The organism is Rhodococcus sp. NPDC057135 (assembly GCF_042670865.1).
GTDB lineage: Bacteria > Actinomycetota > Actinomycetes > Mycobacteriales > Mycobacteriaceae > Rhodococcus_F.
In genome coordinates this window covers 84,488-101,735 of sequence record NZ_JBHUUU010000017.1, presented here as the reverse complement: position 1 = coordinate 101,735, position 17,248 = coordinate 84,488, and the positions used below count along the sequence as shown (strand labels likewise).

14 protein-coding genes are annotated in these 17,248 nt (G+C 64.7%); 7 read left to right on the top strand and 7 right to left on the bottom strand.

The genetic code is table 11. From position 1 onward, the window contains the following. Positions 1-204: 204 nt before the first annotated feature. The 7 genes from ACFT1A_RS26535 to ACFT1A_RS26505 form a co-directional block, all read right to left on the bottom strand. Positions 205-1,002 carry an N-formylglutamate amidohydrolase gene (locus ACFT1A_RS26535; protein WP_378449423.1) on the bottom strand — a complete coding sequence of 266 codons (798 nt, stop codon included), beginning with the start codon at positions 1,000-1,002 and terminating at the stop codon, positions 205-207. 36 nt (positions 1,003-1,038) lie between these two features. Next, the gene (locus tag ACFT1A_RS26530; RefSeq protein WP_378449422.1) at positions 1,039-1,707 is read right to left on the bottom strand and encodes a hypothetical protein; all 669 of its coding nucleotides are present in this window, start codon (positions 1,705-1,707) and stop codon (positions 1,039-1,041) included. Positions 1,708-1,773: 66 nt separating this feature from the next. After that, the gene (locus tag ACFT1A_RS26525; protein ID WP_378449421.1) at positions 1,774-3,006 is read right to left on the bottom strand and encodes an insoluble domain protein; all 1,233 of its coding nucleotides are present in this window, start codon (positions 3,004-3,006) and stop codon (positions 1,774-1,776) included. Positions 3,007-3,082: 76 nt separating this feature from the next. Continuing rightward, on the bottom strand, positions 3,083-4,417 hold the full coding sequence (locus ACFT1A_RS26520; protein WP_378449468.1) for a ParA family protein: 1,335 nt from the start codon (positions 4,415-4,417) through the stop codon (positions 3,083-3,085). Continuing rightward, the gene (locus tag ACFT1A_RS26515; RefSeq protein WP_024487971.1) at positions 4,417-4,773 is read right to left on the bottom strand and encodes a hypothetical protein; all 357 of its coding nucleotides are present in this window, start codon (positions 4,771-4,773) and stop codon (positions 4,417-4,419) included. Before ACFT1A_RS26515 ends, ACFT1A_RS26520 begins: the two co-directional genes overlap by 1 nt. Positions 4,774-4,831: 58 nt before the next feature. Next, positions 4,832-6,934, bottom strand: coding sequence for an FtsK/SpoIIIE domain-containing protein (locus ACFT1A_RS26510; protein WP_378449420.1), 2,103 nt, complete (start codon positions 6,932-6,934; stop codon positions 4,832-4,834). A 754-nt stretch (positions 6,935-7,688) separates the two neighbouring features. Beyond that, on the bottom strand, positions 7,689-7,967 hold the full coding sequence (locus tag ACFT1A_RS26505) for a hypothetical protein (protein WP_378449419.1): 279 nt from the start codon (positions 7,965-7,967) through the stop codon (positions 7,689-7,691). 237 nt (positions 7,968-8,204) lie between these two features. Between ACFT1A_RS26505 and ACFT1A_RS26500 the strand changes: the two genes are divergently transcribed. The 7 genes from ACFT1A_RS26500 (at position 8,205) to ACFT1A_RS26470 (ending at position 17,101) form a co-directional block, all read left to right on the top strand. After that, the gene (locus ACFT1A_RS26500; protein ID WP_378449418.1) at positions 8,205-8,531 is read left to right on the top strand and encodes a hypothetical protein; all 327 of its coding nucleotides are present in this window, start codon (positions 8,205-8,207) and stop codon (positions 8,529-8,531) included. Positions 8,532-8,571: 40 nt separating this feature from the next. After that, positions 8,572-8,970: a hypothetical protein gene (locus ACFT1A_RS26495; protein WP_378449417.1), complete on the top strand. Its 399-nt coding sequence runs from the start codon at positions 8,572-8,574 to the stop codon at positions 8,968-8,970. Beyond that, positions 8,967-12,014: an ATP-binding protein gene (locus tag ACFT1A_RS26490; protein WP_378449416.1), complete on the top strand. Its 3,048-nt coding sequence runs from the start codon at positions 8,967-8,969 to the stop codon at positions 12,012-12,014. Before ACFT1A_RS26495 ends, ACFT1A_RS26490 begins: the two co-directional genes overlap by 4 nt. Positions 12,015-12,094: 80 nt before the next feature. After that, positions 12,095-14,116, top strand: coding sequence for a hypothetical protein (locus ACFT1A_RS26485; RefSeq protein ID WP_378449415.1), 2,022 nt, complete (start codon positions 12,095-12,097; stop codon positions 14,114-14,116). After that, the gene (locus ACFT1A_RS26480) at positions 14,116-14,949 is read left to right on the top strand and encodes a hypothetical protein (RefSeq protein ID WP_378449414.1); all 834 of its coding nucleotides are present in this window, start codon (positions 14,116-14,118) and stop codon (positions 14,947-14,949) included. The genes ACFT1A_RS26485 and ACFT1A_RS26480 overlap by 1 nt, the downstream gene beginning before the upstream one ends. Beyond that, on the top strand, positions 14,946-16,517 hold the full coding sequence (locus ACFT1A_RS26475; protein WP_378449413.1) for a peptidoglycan DD-metalloendopeptidase family protein: 1,572 nt from the start codon (positions 14,946-14,948) through the stop codon (positions 16,515-16,517). The genes ACFT1A_RS26480 and ACFT1A_RS26475 overlap by 4 nt, the downstream gene beginning before the upstream one ends. Beyond that, positions 16,514-17,101, top strand: coding sequence for a hypothetical protein (locus tag ACFT1A_RS26470; protein WP_378449412.1), 588 nt, complete (start codon positions 16,514-16,516; stop codon positions 17,099-17,101). The genes ACFT1A_RS26475 and ACFT1A_RS26470 overlap by 4 nt, the downstream gene beginning before the upstream one ends. The last annotated feature ends 147 nt before the right edge of the window (positions 17,102-17,248 follow it).

The following is a 17,248-nucleotide window of genomic DNA, read 5'->3' as shown; positions in this document are numbered from 1 at the left end:
CTCGGTTTGACCGCCGGGGGTCGCGTCGTATTCGGCGGATCTGGCGTCAAGGTTTGTTGTCGCAGTGTCCAATCGTTGCCGGTTCCGGGTGTCCGCGGGGTTCGCGTCGAACAACGTCTGGGCGGCGTCGACTCTTCGGCGGGCGCTGTCAAGGCGTGCTCGCACGTGCGGGGTGCAGCGGGGGCCGGGGTACTTCTGGCACATCTATCGGCTCCCCCGATCGGCCGCGTCGACGAGACGTCCGAGCATGGCGCCGAGGTTTTCGGCGGCGATGTCGACGAGTTCGCTTTTCTCGGTGAGGTATTTGTCGCGGCGCAGTTCGATCATCACCGAGTACACGCGGGGATCGGTGTTGTAGCGGTCGAGGGGCACGTACGTGCCGGAAAATGGGGTATCCGTGCCGATGTCCTCGAGTGGGGAGAACGCGGCGTAGGCGGCCTCTATAAGCCAAGGCGGCGTGTGGTGTGGGTCGGTGCCGATGCATAGCGCGGGACGCTGGCCATCTCGGTGCAGCTCGTATGGCGACGGCAATGTCGGGTAGGAGTGGACGTCGATGATCACGGCGCGGCCGGTGGCGGCGATGCGGTCCGTCACCAGGTCGGACAACGCGGCGGTGTAGGGATGGAAGTAGTTATCGAGCAGTGCATCTCGTGTGATGTTGTCGGCGTTGCGCAGGACACCTCCGTCGCAGGTTCGGGTGTAGACCGCGCCGCGGCCGACGGTGTTGAGTTCTTCGCGCTCGTCGGGGAATCGTTCGGGATCGATCACCAGGCGCGAGAGGTCGTTGCGCAGTGTCCACGGCTGCGGTGTCACTGATTGCGCAGCGTGCTGTGCGATCACGTCGGTGTGCACGTCGGTGATCTCGTCCAGCTCGGCAGCGAGTTGTTCGTCGGTGACGGTCAGTGACGAGCGAATCTCGGGCGGAATGACGCGCGAGGCGTGCGGGACGTGCAAGATGACCGGCGAGGATGTATCGCCCGCGATCAGTGTTCTCGTGTTCACGAAATCTCCTTGGCGAGTGTGGAACTGGTGCCGGCTTCAGTTGATGACATCGACGAACCAGCGGCCGTCGAGCTCTTTGGTGGTGATGGTCTGTGGCAACTGTGCAGGCGGCTGGCCGGGACGCATTTCGGTGAGAGCGACGGAGTAGATACCGGCCGCGATCGGTGTGATGCGCACGCAGTGTGTGGTTCCTGTTGGGACGGTGCCGATTCCGGATTGAATCTTCTCCTTCGATGGCAGGGAGGTGTCAGGGGTCGAGAGAGCACGGACGGCTGTTCCGGAGCGGGTGGCGTAGTAGGCGTGCTCGAAGGCTGCGATAACTCCTGGGCCGCTTTTCTGGTCTCCGGGGTCGGTGCGGCATGCGCTGGGGCCGGTTTGAGTCGTCGGTGCGGAGGCGAGAGCGGGCGGGGTGACGTCGAGGTTAGGTGCCGTTTCCGAGGTGTCTGTCTCGTCGGCAATCCTTTTCGGTGCGCGCTCGTCGTTACCGGAGAGCAGACGCAGGGTGAACCAACCGAGCAGCGCGACCACGACAATCAGGGCAGCGACGTAGCGCAGGCGAGGCGATCGAGAATCCTTCTTGCGCGGCCGCTTCGGCGGTTTCGGAGGCTTGGGTGCGGTGACTGTTGTGGCCGTGTCCGCGCCTGCGCCGTGGGGCGTGCCGCCGAGTAGGTCGATCACTGCGGGGTGTCTTTTCGTGTTCGTCATCGCTGTCGTCCTTTCGGTGCTCGCGCCTGGTTCTGCAGTGGCGCATGGACAAGTTCAGGGCGAGCTTTACGCCGGAATACCCGCTCCGACTGCGTCGCTGATCAGCGAGGACGCCAGGCCCGGGGTCGCGTTGGTGAGGAATTCCGTGAGTGCGGTGTCGACGTGTTCGATGATCTGCTCGCCTCCGGGCTGGGCTGCGACGACGTCGCGGGCCTGCTGGTCGATCGCGGGGGCAGCGGCGACGGTGTCGCGGACAGTGGTGGCTACGGCCTCACCGATGGGGCCGGAGTTCTCCCAGTCGGTGAGCGTGTCCTGGGTCTGGCTGGTGACGGCGGGTTGGTCGACGTCGGGGACCTCGATTTCGACGGGTTCGCCGAGTTCACCTGCGCCGTACGCGACGGCCGCGGTGAATCCTGCTACTCCCCCGCCCAGTCCGCCGAGAACGAATGCGGGGCCGCCGGCGAGGAAGGCGCCCGTACCGGCGCCGACGGCGGTTCCGGCGAGACCGCCCGCTACCCAACCAATTCCGGGGACGAAGACGTTGCCCAGTCCGAGGCCGAGGTTTCCGCCGACGGTGCCGCCGATCAGCGCTCCTCCGATGGCGAACGGGGTCGCGAGGCCGATTCCTCCGGCGAGTGCTCCGGCGGCGGCACCGCCGACTTGGGTGGCGGCGTCGCGGCTGGCTTTGTCGACGGGGACGCCGAAGGAGTTCCAGCCGGTGGCGACTCCGGATTCGATGATGGCGGTGGTGTTGTTGGTTCGTTCGAGGTCGACGTCGGAGACCCAGTTCGGTTGTGCGATGTGGAATGTTCCGATGCGGAGGATGTCGCGTGGGGCGATGATTGGTGCGACGACGTCGACGGGGCCGGGGCCGGGGAGATGGAGCTGGGTGTAGTCGGTCGGGGTGTTGTCGGTGTAGGTGGGTGGTGTGTAGGTGTTGGTGTCGTAGTCCCAGTTCGGCAGCGGCTGGTACTCGATGTTCTGGTATTGCGCGGGTGGATCGACCCAGTAGATGGGCTCGGTCGGGGCTGGAGCTTCTGTGGCCGGCGGCGGGGTGGGTTCGGTGGTCACTCCGGACTGTCCCCCTCCGTCGTTGATGCCTGCTTGTCCTCCTCCGTCGGTGATGCCGGCTTGCCCGGGCGCTGCGATTGCCGCTGGTGCGAGGGTGATTCCGGCGGCCGTTGCTGCGGCTGCGACGACTGCGATGATGCTTTGGCGGGCGAGGGTGCGGCTGCGGTGTCGGCCGTGCCGGTGTGCGCGGCGGGTTGCTCGGTTGGCTGAGGTGGTGTCGATGCTCATGTGGTGCCTTTCGTTCAGGAGGGTACGGATGGATGCAGGGAGGGAGGCCCGTGTGCGGCCCCGGGCTGATAAGAGGTCAGTCAGCGGCGTGGGCGATGAGATCGATGACGGTCGAAGCAACGATGGTCAGGGCTTCGGTGGTGCTGCGCCGGAGCTTCGAGGGCGCGATGCGCTCACCGGAAGCGAAGAGTGGCTCGAACGGCATCCGGACGACCGAATGGACGCCGGCGTCGAGAAAGGCGTCGACAGCGTCGATTTCGACCATCGGTGCGTCCCCGGGTCCGTCGGTGATGACGACGATGGTGCGAGCCATCATCGCCCGGCCCGCGGTCGTGGCGAGGTCGAGGAGCATGCGGTGCGCGGCTGCGGCGGCGTCGCGGCGGAGCGGGACGGGCACGAGGAGGACGTCCGCGTGGCTGGTTGCCCAGTGCCAGCTGCCGGCGAGGCGGTTATTGCCGGTGTCGGCGATGAGGATCTCGCGGTGCTGGGACAAGATCTGCGCCGCCGCGTGGGCGTCGTCGTAGCCGAGACTGGATCCGTGGTCGCCGTTGTTGCCGGCGACGATGTCGTCCCCGCCTGGTTGGCGGGTGAGGTACTGCGAGAGCGCCGAGGGGCGGATGCTGCCGGGCTCGGCTGCCTCGGCGGCGATCAGTGAGCGCACGTCGTGTCCGTCGCGGGGTGGGATGCTGACGCGGTCGGCGAGGCTGCCGCCGACGTCGGCGACGTCGACGCAGACCGTGGTTGCGGCGCCGCGGTGTTCGGCGATGATCGCGTTCAGCCCTACCGCGAGTGGGGTTTTGCCGACGCCGCCTTTCGGGTTGGCGATGGTCACGATCGAGAACCCCGGGAGGGGGCCGGTGATGGATGCGATGGCGGCGCGGTGGCGCATTTCGGCGGACTCGGGTTTCGGGTCGATTCGTAGGTTGAGGACGGTGTTGAGTCGGCCGCGTAGTCCGGTGCGGGCGGGTTCGTGCGAGCCTGCCGCGAGCTCGGGGGCTGCGAGCACTGATGTCGAGGTAGGTGTGCGCGCCGCGGGGACTGGCCGGGCATGCGTGTCAGCTCCCCCGGATGGCGGTGAGTCACCGAGGGGTGTCACCGCCATAGTGACCGGTTCGTCCACATGATGATCCGGCCGCGTCTGTGGTGTGTCGGCGGGTGCGGGGATGGGGCCGGTGGGCAGCGATTGCGCCACTGTCCCGTCCGGTGCGACGGTGAGTTGGCGGGAGCGGCCCGCTTCCTGCACGGTGACCTCGACGGGTGAGCCTGCGTCGGCGGAGAGCTGTCGGCTGAACTGTGCAATCACCGCGTGGATCGACTGCCCGTTCTCGGCGGACAGTTCCACCTTCTCGTCCCCTGCCCCGCTCACGAGTGCGGTTCGCTCGGAGGTGATTTCGATGGCAAGGGTCGACATCACGCGGTGGTTCCGGTGAAGGCTCCGACGCCGGAGAGTTCGGTGTCCATTTCGAGGACGATCGTGTCGGCCTTGTCGAGGGCGGCCAGGGCGTCGTCGCGGGCTTTGCCGTCGGGGAGTACTTCGATGATCTGGCGACGGGTGGCGACGGCCTTCTTGATTTCGTCGAGTCGCGGAGCAGTCAGTTCCTGGTCTTCGCTGAGTTTCGGTAGCCACGTTGGGATGGCGTTTTTGAGGACGCGGCGTAGTTCGGTGATGACGGGGTCACCGCCCCCTTTGGGGGCTGCGAAGGGGTTGCGCAGCACGGTGATGTCGTCGGCAGTGGGGGTGATCGATTGAGAGATGCGGCGGCTCATGGGCGGACCTTTCGGGTGAGGGTAGTGCAGGTGTGTCAGCGAAGTCGGGGCTGTGGTGTCAGGGCGCGGGTGCGGTGGTGTCGGGTTCGGGAAGGAGGACGACTTCGTGTGGTCCGTAGGTGATGTGGTTCTTGACCCGTCCGGTGCCGTGGAAGGTCAGGGTGGTTTCGGTGACGGCGCCGCTGTCTTTGTCTCGGATGACGGTGACCGCGGCGACGGTGGCCGGGTGTTCGTTGCCGCGTCCGTCGTCGACGAGGACGGTCATTCCTTCGGTGACCGCGGCGGCGGGTATCGCGTCGGCGAAGTCATCCCCTGGGTCGGCGGCAGGCGTGTCGTCGTGGTGGCCGAGAACGGTGGGCTCGGGAGCTCGGCCGTAGGCGCGGGCCGCGACGGCGACGGAGCGTTCGGATTCGATGAAGTGGCGCAGTTCGGTCGAATAGAACGCGATGTGCGGTTCCTGCTGGGGCCGCAGCCCGTCGATGATCTTCTTCTCCGAGGCCGAGAGCTGGTTCCACTTGTTGGGGTGCGGGTCGACGTTCGGTGTCCACCACATCTGCGCATCGACGGGCACGCCGTCGTTACCGAGCGCGACTCCGCGGCCGGGGACGGAGGTGTCGATCTCCCGGCCGATCTGCGAGTCGCCCCACAGCATCATCGCGCCGTCCTGCGAGAGGTTGCCAAGGGAGATGCGGGTACCGAAGTTGTCGCGCGCGTTACCCGAGGCGCCGCCGAAGAGGGATGCGTCGGGTCGCTGCACACCGAGCAGGAGCCGGATACCGGCCGAGCGGGCGAGGACTGCGAGATCGGCCCACGCGCCGAGTGGGTCGAGTTCTTTGAGGAGATCGCGGGTTTCGTCGTCGCCGGTTTTGGCGAGGCGCTGCCATTTGCCGGAGAGGATGAAGAACTCGTCGAGGACGGCGATCAGGAGAGGAAGTTGGGACGGCTCGATCTTCTTCACGTGGACGTAGTGGTTGCGGGCCATCATTTCGCTGTGCAGGGCACGCACGAGCATCGCGGAGCGGACGGCGTCGTAGACGATGGCGGCGCACCCGGGGTAGCCCTCGAGTCCGTCGAGTTCGATCATTTTCGGGTCCACGCCCAGGAACGGGATTCCTCGTCGTGCCGCTTCGGTGAGCAGGGTGCGGATCACCGATGTCTTGCCGCCGCCGGTAGGCCCGACGATCAGGCAGTGAGGTTTGTTCGACTTGGTGGAGATGTCCCAGAACATGTTCACCTCCGATGCTGCCGTCGCGTAGGGCAGGTGGCGCAGGTTCTCGTCGACCAATTCGAGAGGGTGATCGACGCGGGTGGGCAGTGGGGCGCGCAGGCTCATCAGGAGATAGCCCTCGGAGGGAAACCAATCGGTGGCCCAGGTGCGGCCGGATTCGTGCTCGCCGGCGAGGGCGGCGAGGGCTTCGTCGACCTTCTTCTGGAATCCGCGTGCACCGCTGGAGAGGGTGGGTGTGAAGGTGATCTTGAAGGCGGTTTCGACGTCGCCGTCGAGCGAGGCGACGCTCACGGCAGGCTCTTTCAGCGGTCCGTCTTTGAGGGAGTTCGCCAGTGCCTTGTGCCGCGGTGATCGGAGGTCGGGTTGGGTCAGCGTGCGGGTGATGCGGATTCGGTCGAGGTGGGCGTCGTGGACGACGGTGTAGGTCCATTTGCTGGTGCGCCTGCTCGCGGAAGCTCTTACTGCGGTGGTGAATTCGTCGAGCTCTTTCGGACGGATGATGGCGCCGCGGGCAAGGGTGATGGTGGCGCTGCGCAGGGTGGTGATGCCGGGCGGGTATCCGATGGTGATTTTGACCGGGGTGTGGCGGGTGCTTTGCCGGATTTGGGCGTCGAGTCCGGCGCGGTGACGGTGGGTGAGGAACCGTGCGATATCGCAGGCGAGCAGGCCGAGAGTGAGGGCGGCGAGCGGCCACCGATACTCGTGGACTGCGGAGACTGCGCGATCGAGCTGAGGGTTCGAGAATTGTTCGGCGAGTGCGAGGAGTCGCGGCGCGAGAAACGCGAGTGTTGTTGCGATGACGGCGAAAGGCGCCCACGCCCTGTACGGGCGGAGGGCGGACTCCCCCGCACCGCTTGTTCGCGCGTGGGATTTGTCGGAGCCGAAGAGGTCGACGAGAAAGTCTTTGAGCGGGTCCTGCTGGCTTCTGCTCACCGTCCACTCCTCTCACTCGAATCCAGTCCCGAGGCGGTCGTCGCTGGGGCGTGTGGGGTGCACTGTCACAGAGCGCGGGAAGCAAACTCAACCCGCCTGTGGATAACTTGTTTCGCGGGTGCGTGACTGGAGCGCGCATCACATGCCCTAGCTGTGACACCGGGGCGTGATACACACCCATCGCCTCTACCCGCAGACGGTTCTGGTTGTGGCGCTGCGCATTACCGATCGAATAATCCTCGCCGGCATCTCTGATGCACCGTTTGGGGACTTGTTCGACCACCTACGCCGCGGGCCCGAAGACGATGTACATCACGGGTGGTTTGTGTCTTCCTGCGCCACTGTTCGCGGGCCCTGCGGGGCTCTCGAACACCTCGCTCCGTGAGGTACAGAACCCGGTGCGCGAACAGTCGAGAACGGTGTCGACGACACCGCGGCAGGCGCCGCGCCAGGAAGATCCGGCGATACTCCGAACAGAACCCTGACCAGCAGTTGATTGAAATATGTTGGCGCGAAGCAATTTTGACCAGTACACTCCCCCTAGGCCCGAAGGGCCGGGGGAGTGACCCCGAAGGGGAAGCGTGAATCGGACCCCTGAATTTCGCCCCTGTCCGCGACCACTGCACGCCCCTCGATGCGGGATTGTTCGAGCATGGGGTGCGCAGCCTGCTGCGTGTGCGTGCTGAACACGCTGTGCATGCAGCGCATGCACAGCGCGCAGGCAATGGTGAAGAACTGTTCTTCGAACTTCAGATCATGACCACGGCACGGGTGCCTTGAGCAAGCTCCAGCAGGGGTCACCCGCACAGCTGGCGAACATGTTCCGAAAAAGGTTCTGCGCCAGGTTCTTCAGGCCGACGACGCCCACGAAGCTCAGCGAGGGAGACATGTGTCGATCTCCATGGTCTGCGGCGGGTCCGTCGACCATGCCGATTCGCGACCCTCTGCCGCTCCACTGAAGGAACGCTCCCGGCGGCGTGTGAGGAAGACTTCCGCGGACACCCGCAGCGAAGACCACGGCGTAGACACGCATGCCCAATACTCGAAGTAGTTCCCCGCGATCGCCGAGAGATCCCCGACGGATGAATCGCGACACCTGACCACACACCCCGCACGACGACACGCGCCCGCGCTGATCAACCAGCGCGCCAAACTGCGGGGGCCGAAAAGTTATCCACAGGTTGCATTGAAATTCCTGCCACCACTCTTCTACGTTTCCGCACAACCACATTCGTGGGGTCTGGTTTCACCACTGTGTTGGAGAGTGCTCATGTTTTCTCTTGCTTCCACCGTGATCGACGTGTCGATCACGGCGACGCATCCACCGCTCACCGCCGATGCGGTGACCTTCGCGCAGTCGACGGACGTCAATACCGGTGGTCTGCGCGCGTGGATCAAGGACAACATCGTCTTCACCATCCTCATCGCCCTCGCGTGTGTGGTTCTCGTCGGTGGGCTCAAGGGCAATTTGTCGCGGGTCTTCACGGTCGGCGGACTCGGGTTGTTCGGGCTTGCCTACCTCGGTATCGCGACATCGGAATCGGCGGCCACGGGGATCGGCAATTGGCTTCTCGGGCTCGTCGGTATCTCGACCTAACGCTGATGCCTGCGCAGAGACCATTCGAAGGGGATGCTCGGTGATCGACAACGACGACCTGATGTACCGCGTGGACCGGCACTACCTCGGTCCGACCGGTTATCCACTGCCCGTGCGGATCCGCTACACCGCCGGCATCGTCGGCGTGGTTGCTTTCGTGGTGGTGTTCGTGATCGGTCGCGGAATTCTGCACGTCCCGCTCGGATTCAAATCTCTGATGGTGATGGCCGTGATCACGGTGTGGCTTACTACCCGGATCGCGAAGTTCGTCACCCCGGACCGCCCACTGCGGTCGGTTCTCAAGGCCGCCCTCAACGACCTCGTTGCACCGCGCCCACCGAAGCGCGGTGCACCCGTGTTCATCTCGCTACCCGAGCGGTTGACTACAGGAGAACCTGCCGTCGTACCTGTTCGCCTCGACGGTGAGGATCACCGATGACCTTTCCCGAGAACGACATTGCGGCTCTGTTCGATCCGAAGCTCGACGACCCGGTTCCGGTCATTCCTCCCGGTGCCCTCCCTCCGTCGTGGGCAGCAGTACAGTCACATGCTCCGCAACCGGCGCGTGCGTGGTCCGAAGCCGAACACCCACACACTCCGGATGGTTCTGAACACGACCACGGCGAGGACGACACCGCCGGCCACACTCTCCCTGCAACCGATCCGGACCACGTCGCAGACAAAGCGCTCGGCCGTCAGCGTCGCCGCATAGGCAAGAAACGTGCAAAGTCGGCAACAGATCGCGACAAGGCCGCAGCGAAGAAACGCGCAGACCGCGAACGAAAAGCGGTACGCCTGAAACTGATCGGCACATCAGCAAACATCACCCGCACTGCGACCACCTCCACCGCATGGTTCGTCCAACGCCAGGGGCCGTGGAACTTCCGCACCACCGGAAAGCAGCGCCGCTTCATCCAGGACGAAGCGATCATCCTGACCAACCTGCAGAAGGCCGGCGTCAGCACGCTGCATCGCCGCCTCGTGCGCACCCCGTTCCCCGTCGCACAGTGGGCGGTCGATCACGACAAGTGGGCCACCCCGATTCCCGATGTTCCCGGCGCACTGTCATGGGCGGACTACCTGCGCGGGCAGCAGCATGCGATGTTGTGGTCCAACGCGACGATCAAAGGCCGCTACTGGGGTATCGAACTGCCGCAACGCTCCTCACTCGGCCAGGGGTTGGACTGGACCGCCCGGATGCTGCGCCACCTCGCTCACTGGCCACTGCTGGGCAGAGTGTGCACCGGGGTGAACAGCTGGGCCGACGACGCATTCGAACGGGAGCAGAAGGCCCTCGCCGACCACCTCGCCACACTCGAACGAATCATGTCCGGCCGCGGAGTGAAAGCAACCCCGGCCACACCGGCGGCGATCGACTACTTGCTACGCCGATCAGCGACCATCGGCCTGCCACTGGAAGCTGGCGGTGCGATCGCCGGAGCCGGAGATTGGGAAGAAACCGACGTCGCCGCCCTCGAAGACCTCACCGACCTCTCCCTCACCCCAGGCGACGGGTACACCACCGTCTCCGGCGTCGTCGACGGCCGCAAGTACACCGGCGTGGTGATCGTGCTGACGATCGGCCGCATGGCTCCCCTACCAATTCCGGAACGAATGCTGCCCTGGCAGATCATCGGGGACCCGTCCGGTGAACCTCTCGAATGGTCCGATCGCATCGAGCTGCACGACAAAGCGAAAACGATCCGCACCATGCGCTCCCTGACCGGCAAGATCGAATCGCAGTTCGACCACTACACCGTCGAACACGATCAGGTCCCACCGAAAGAGTTGGCGGAGCAGCACGCCCGCGCACAGGACGTGATCTCCGACGTCGAAGAAGACCATTCCGGACTCTCGACTCGTACCACCGGGTGGTACCGCCTCGCGGTGGTCGGCACCGACCCCGACGATGCGCGGCAGAAAGTCTCCGATCTGCAGGAGATGTACTCCCCGCACATCGCGCTCGAACAAGAGCACGGCCAATACCAGTTGCTGCGCGAGTTCATACCCGGTGAGCCGCAAGCCAACATCGCCAACAAACGGCACATGGACGTCGAAGCAGTCGCCGCCGGGATGGCGACCGTCAGTGACCGGATCGGTGACCGCCGCGGTGTCATCCTTGGCGAGACCGGATCCATCTCGCCGCGCCCGGTGATCTGGGACCTGTTCGCCGCGCACGAGATCAAGCACAAGTCCGGTCTGACACCGATCGTCGCCGTACCCGGTTCGGGTAAGACGTTCCTGGCCGGCATGATCGTCTACCAAGCCGTGAGGGCCGGCGCGTACGGCGTCGTCCTCGACCCCTCCGGCCCGCTCGCAGCGTTGGCCGGACTACCGGAGTTTCGCGACATCGCCCGCGTCTACGCCCTCACCGGTCGCGATTCACGCGCTGGCGCCTTGAACCCGTACCGCGTGATCACCGATCCACGTCGCGACGATCCCGAGTACGACGCCCGCAACGTCGAGTTCGCCCGGGATGCAGATCCGTTCGCGGCGGCTCAGTCGAAGTTCGATGCGGATATGCGTGCAGCCGCCGCCGAGCGTGTCGAGGTCGCCGTCTCGGTGCTCAAGATGATGCTCACCGAACGGCATCTGCATCTCGAGCACACCGAACCCGTGCTGCACATGGCCGCGAACATGGTCGGCGGCGACGGCAACCACAACCTCCGAGAAGTGTTGGCCGCGATCCAATCAATCGGAGTGAGCGATCCGGACCAAGCCGTCGAAACCTGCGCGAACGGGTTGTACCAGCAGCTCAGTTTAATGTCGGAGCTGACCGAGGCGCGTGTGCTGTTCCCGGAGGAGGGCACGATCGGCAGTGGAGCGGACGCATTCGACGCCGACATCCGACTGACGATCCTGACGATGCCGGGCCTGCAGCTACCGCCCGAAGGCACGCCGTCCTCGCAGTGGACACCGCAGCAACGGATGACGGCGCCGTTAATGCACATGGCAGCGTGGCTAGCGAACAGGCTCGTCTACGAAAAGCCTCGCCACGTGCGCAAGGTGCTCTTCCTCGACGAGAACAAATACCTCGAATCCACCGGCGCCGGACGCACCCTCAACCTCCGAATCGCCCGCGACTCACGCAAATTCAAGGTCCGCGCCCTGGTCTGCTCCCAGCTCCCGGATGATTTCCTCGGATTGGACGGCAGCGACGACAAGACCGCCCTGACCTACGAGGTGTTCGTCGGTGACGTCGGCGGTGATCCGCACGCAATCGAAGGCGCGCTGAAACTGCTCAAACTTCCCACCGGGCAAGGGTTCGAGCAGTTCCTCGCTGAACTGGGCAGCGGCGGCGAGGACACTCTCGACGAGGACACCGACACCTCCTATCAGGACGAAGCGCGGCGCTGGATGATCCGGATGGCCGACGACGTGGAGCTGGTGCGTTCGAGCTGGATTCACTACGTGCATCTCGCGCATGTGTTCGCGGCGCTGAATTCCTCGTCGGCGAAGAACGCGCTCGGCGGCGCCGCATGAATACCCGCGGAGGGCTCAGAGCGCCCTCCGCAGAGCTGGATGAGGCAATCCCTCACCGATCGCGCGTTCGGGCGCTGACAATGAATCTGGCGCGGGTTCTCACCGTTCTAGCGTTGGCGCTGGTGCCCCTCGTCGCCCCGGGAGGGCCGATCGCATCTGCCGGCGGATACGACTGCAAAGACGTCCCCTCCCCCGAATTCCCGAACTCGGTCATGGCTGCCGAGTTCGATTCCTCGAGCAAAGACCGCGAACCAAAACAGAGCGGCACCGGCTACGAAACCTACGGATGGGCCGGATTGCGCTGGTACACCTACGACCTCGGCTGCGGCAACGACCTGGTCCGCGCACCCGACGCAGTCGCGGACACCACCCTGGGCAACACATTCCTCGCAATCGGCAAGGGATTCGCAGCTGCCGCGTTCTGGCTCGACGACCAGACGAGAACCGGTGCAGCTGCAGAAGAGGCCGGAATTGCCCCGGCGATGGTGCAGTTCGATCAGATCGTCGCCTCGATCTCCAACGGAATGCTCGGTGTCTATGGAACGTGGCTGGGTGTGGCTTTGATGGTGGTCGCCACGATCATCATCTGGAACGCCCTCAAATCGAATGCCGCGGCCGTGACTCGCACCGTCGCGATCGCCGGCGCTGCAATGGCCATCGGAGCACTGTTCGTCGGCGCACCGCAAAAAGCCATCCAGGCCGCCGACGACACCTTCGGCTCGATCATCACCGACACACAAGGTCAGATGCTGTCCGTGTCCGGAAACACCGGAGACCCCCGCAATGTGCTGATCGACAAGATCTTCCTCGACGACTGGCGCAAAGGATGGTTTGGCACGAACTTCAACGACAAGGACCTGCAACTCGGACCGAAGCTCCGCGACACCCTCGCATTTTCGTACGCGGAGCAGCGAGAAGTGGCCGGCGACAACGAAGCCGCTAGCAAGCTTGCCGAAGACAAAGCAGCCAAGTTCGACGACGAGATCATCAACAAACTCGACGGATTGAACCTCTCGTACGGCCAGTTCCAGGGCAAGGACTCCGGACGCACCGGCACAGGGTTCATGGCGATGATCAAACTCGCCATGCCCTCCATCCTGTGGATCGGCGCATCCGTCCTCAAACTCACTGCGCTATTGGCTATTCGACTCGCAATTCTCTTCGCACCGATCTGGGTTCCGATCGCCGCCGCACACGGTGGTACCCTCTCGCGCGTGTGCCGCATGATCGCCACCGCCTACATGTGGGGCGTGGCCGGCGCGGTCATCATCGCGCTGTATCTGATGGCGCTGGTCAAGCTGTACGACACCGACAACGGTCTCGTCGACGGCACGTGGCGGCTGTGGTTCATGGTCATCTTGACTGCGGTGTGCTGGTTCATCATGCGTCCGTTCAAGCGGATGACTCAGACCTTCACACAAAACCAAGCGGGCGCACTCAATCGCAAGGCTCGTCACGCGCAGACGTCGATGAAGCAGAAGCTCTTCAAGGCCGGGAGCGCCGTTGTGGGCGGTCCCGCGGCGTCGATGGTCGAGGAAGGTGTCGGAGCGCTTCGGAAGGCGACCAAACGCGGTGGTGACCTCGACAAGGATTCGGTGACACCAGTGCGTCCGGAGGGGCGCGAGTTGAATCAGCGACGTCGCCACGAGGTCGACAAGTCGCGCGTCGATGCGCGTAAGACGATGGATCGTCAACAGCGTCTGACGGATTCACGCAAGAACGATGTGCGACGCCAAAGCCTCGCCGGTACCGCGAAGAGTTCTACGGGCCTCAAGCGACCCGCCGCCGACCGGCCACAAACCGCAGGTACCGCCGCCAATCGAGGCCAGGCACTCGCTCGCCAGTTGGTCGAAAACGAGGTCGGTTCGCCGCGCAGCACTTCGTCGGTGAGTGAGACATGGGACGGAGGCCCGCGGTCGAGTATCGCGCCGATGAAGGTGTTCACCCCGCCCTCGCGGGATGACTCCACCGGGTCGACGACACCCCGTTCGCGTCCGACGCCCTCGAACGCGTCGACGCCTCCGCGGTCGACGGCACGACTGTGGACGCCGTCGTTGACCTCTGCAGGCACTTCGTCCGATTCGACCGACAGGTTCAGCTGATGTCGTCCAGCACAGCCAATCCCGTACTCGCACCGATCCGGCGGTGGGTGCTGTATTCGCGCACCAACATGACGATAGCGATCGTCTCTGCGTTCGGTGTGCTGTTCGTGGCGGGAGCGGTGTTCGGCCAGTCCCCGACCCCGTCGAACACCGCCTCGAAGATCCCGGCCTCCACCGCATCAACGACAGGAGCAGCGTCCGCGTCGCCGGGTGATCTGAGCTACGAGTTGACCGAGGTGACCGAATCCTCGATTGCCGGCAAGTCGATAGCTTCGGTAGCCGAGAGCGCACCGGCGACAGCGATGGCCTACACGCACGTCTACGTCGATCAGTCACTCTCGAACAGCGAATGGAAGACCAAGCTGGGCGTGCACACCGCAGAAGCGCCCGGCGTGACTGTGGTCAATGCCCGCCCGCTCGTACCGGTCGCGATCACCGGCCCGACGCGCAGCGAGATCGTGGCCGGCACCGGCGGTGAGAGCGCCGTGCAGGTCATCGTCCCGACGCAGGCGGGGAATCTTCGGATCACGCTGAAAGCGTCGGACACTGACGAGGGTTCGACGTGGCAGGTTCAGAATCCTTTGCCCACCCTGGACCGCAGCGAGATCGACAAGCTCGGCGTACCTTCCCTCGCGAGCGCACCGCCCTCGGAAGCTGCCACAAGCACCACGGCTCCGACATCGACGACCGCTGCGAGCACTACCTCGACCACGACGCCGACTGCGACCAGCTCGGTCGCTGTTCCCTCGGTGGACCTCGAACCGCCGCCTGTTCCTGTCCCTGGGCCCATCCCGATTCCCGACCTCGACACACCGCTCCCGGGAACGCTGTGAGTCGCCGCCGTGGAGCGGTAGCCCTGATCGTCACCGCGGCCACCGCCGCGATCCTGGGGCTGTCCGGATGCACGCAGCAGCCTGTGATCCCCCACAACCGTTGCGGCGGAACCTCGTCGAGCGAGCGAGACGACAAGGGATCCCCTACCGGAAACACCGAACTGAAAGCATCGGGGCCGATCACCCAACCGACCAAGGAGGGAACGACGACGTTCACGTCCCCGTTCGGGCCTCGTTGGGGAACCGAGCACAAAGGCGTCGACTTCGCCGGCCCCGTCGGGACACCGATCTACGCGGCGCTCGACGGTGTTGCGGTCAAGGCCGGGCCCGCCTCCGGGTTCGGGAACTGGATCGTGCTCGACTCGATCGTCGACGGCAAACCCGTGAGCACCGTCTACGGCCACATGTTCGACGACGGTGTCCTCGTCACGGAAGGACAGCAGGTCAAGGCCGGCGATCACATCGCGAACATCGGAAACAACGGCCAATCCACCGGCGCACACTTGCATTTCGAATACTGGGACGGGGGACGACTGCAGGGCGGAACCGCCGTCGATCCGATGACCAAGCTCGGCGGAGCGCCCTCCCCAGCCGGCGAAGCGGATAGTGATTCTCCTGCCATCGAACTGGCGGCGTCGTCATCGTCGATCGACTGCGGCGGCTTCGGCGTGGCAGGTGGTGGCGATCTCAAAGCCGGTTCCGTTCCGCCGGAAATGGAACCGTGGTTCCGCAAAGCCGGATCGATCTGCCCCCAGATCAAGCCCTCACTGCTGGCGGCAGATGCGAAAGCAGAATCCGGCTTGGTCCGTGGACTGACCTCCGGCAGCGGAGCGCAAGGTGTCACGCAGTTCATGCCGCGAACATTTGCTTCTTACGGCCAGGATGACGACGGCAACCTCAAGATCTCGATCTGGGACGACGGGGATGCGATCATGGCTCAAGGCCGATACTTCTGCGCCATCGCGGCCCAGGTCGACGGCTGGATCGCCGACGGATCGGTCAAAGGCGATCCCAAATCGCTCTACATCGCTTCCTACAACGCAGGCGAAGGCGCAGTGAAGAATGCGGGTGGAATGCCCAGCGGGGGCGACTACACCACCCAGACGCAGCCCTACGTCGCGAAAGTCCTTGCCTACGAGGCAGAGTTCGCTGCACCCGGCGGTAGCGGCGAAGTCGTGGTTTCGCCCGGTTCGGCATCCGGATCACAGGTCGTCGAAGCTGCCCGCCAATTCCTCGGCACCCCGTACGTGTGGGGCGGCGGCAACATCAACGGCACCACCGGCGGTGGATTCGACTGCTCCGGACTGACCAGTTACGCCATCTACAAGGGAAGTGGAAACAAGATCACCCTGCCCCGGACATCCGAACAGCAGTGGAACGTCGGAGTCGAGATCCCGATCGACCAAGCACAAGCCGGGGATCTGGTGTTCGGTTCGTGGGCCGGAACAGGTCCGGGGCACGTCGGCGTCGCGATCGGCGGAGGCCAGATGATCCATGCTCCCACCACGGGGGACGTCGTCAAACAAGCTCCACTGCAGAGCGATATGAAAGCAAGGAGGGTTCTGTGAGCAACGCACGCAAGCTGGTTCTGCTCGCCGTCGCTGTCGTTCTCGTCGGGGGACTGGTGTACTTCCTCTCCGGTCGAGGCAACGAGACGGAAACCGCGACAGCCGAACAGACCACCCCAGCACCGGCGCCGCTGACCATTTCGGCGTCCCCGGCTCCGACAACAATCGACATCACCGAAGATCCGGATACGGAGGCGGCCGAAAACATTGCTCGCCAGGCGCTTTCCGTGGCGTTCACCTGGTATCCGGCAACGGACCGCAGCCCCACCGACGGATACGCACGCGCCCGGGAATGGTTCACCGACACCCTGGCACAGACCCTGCTCGTCGACGCGCACACGGAACGCGGCCCCGGAGCGCAATGGAACCAATGGGCCTCCGACAACGCCAAAGTCGTCGCCGACGTCACCCTCGGATGCTCCGGCTGCCCACCCGACACCGACACCCTCATCCACCGAGTCGCCAGCATCCACCAGACCGCAATCACCGAAAACGAAACCAGCACTGTCACACCCGATACCACGGTCTGGGTGACCCTCACCAAAGGTGGTGACCAGTGGCTCCTCGACACCATCCACTACTGACCACCACTCCCCACCGTGACTGCACGACAAAGGATTCGCACCGATCGACTAGGTTCGTAACCAACAGGGCGCCGAACGAGACACAGGCACACACGGTTTCAGGGACAACGGGACCGAACAGCCCCGCGAACCCACATTGGAGGGGAA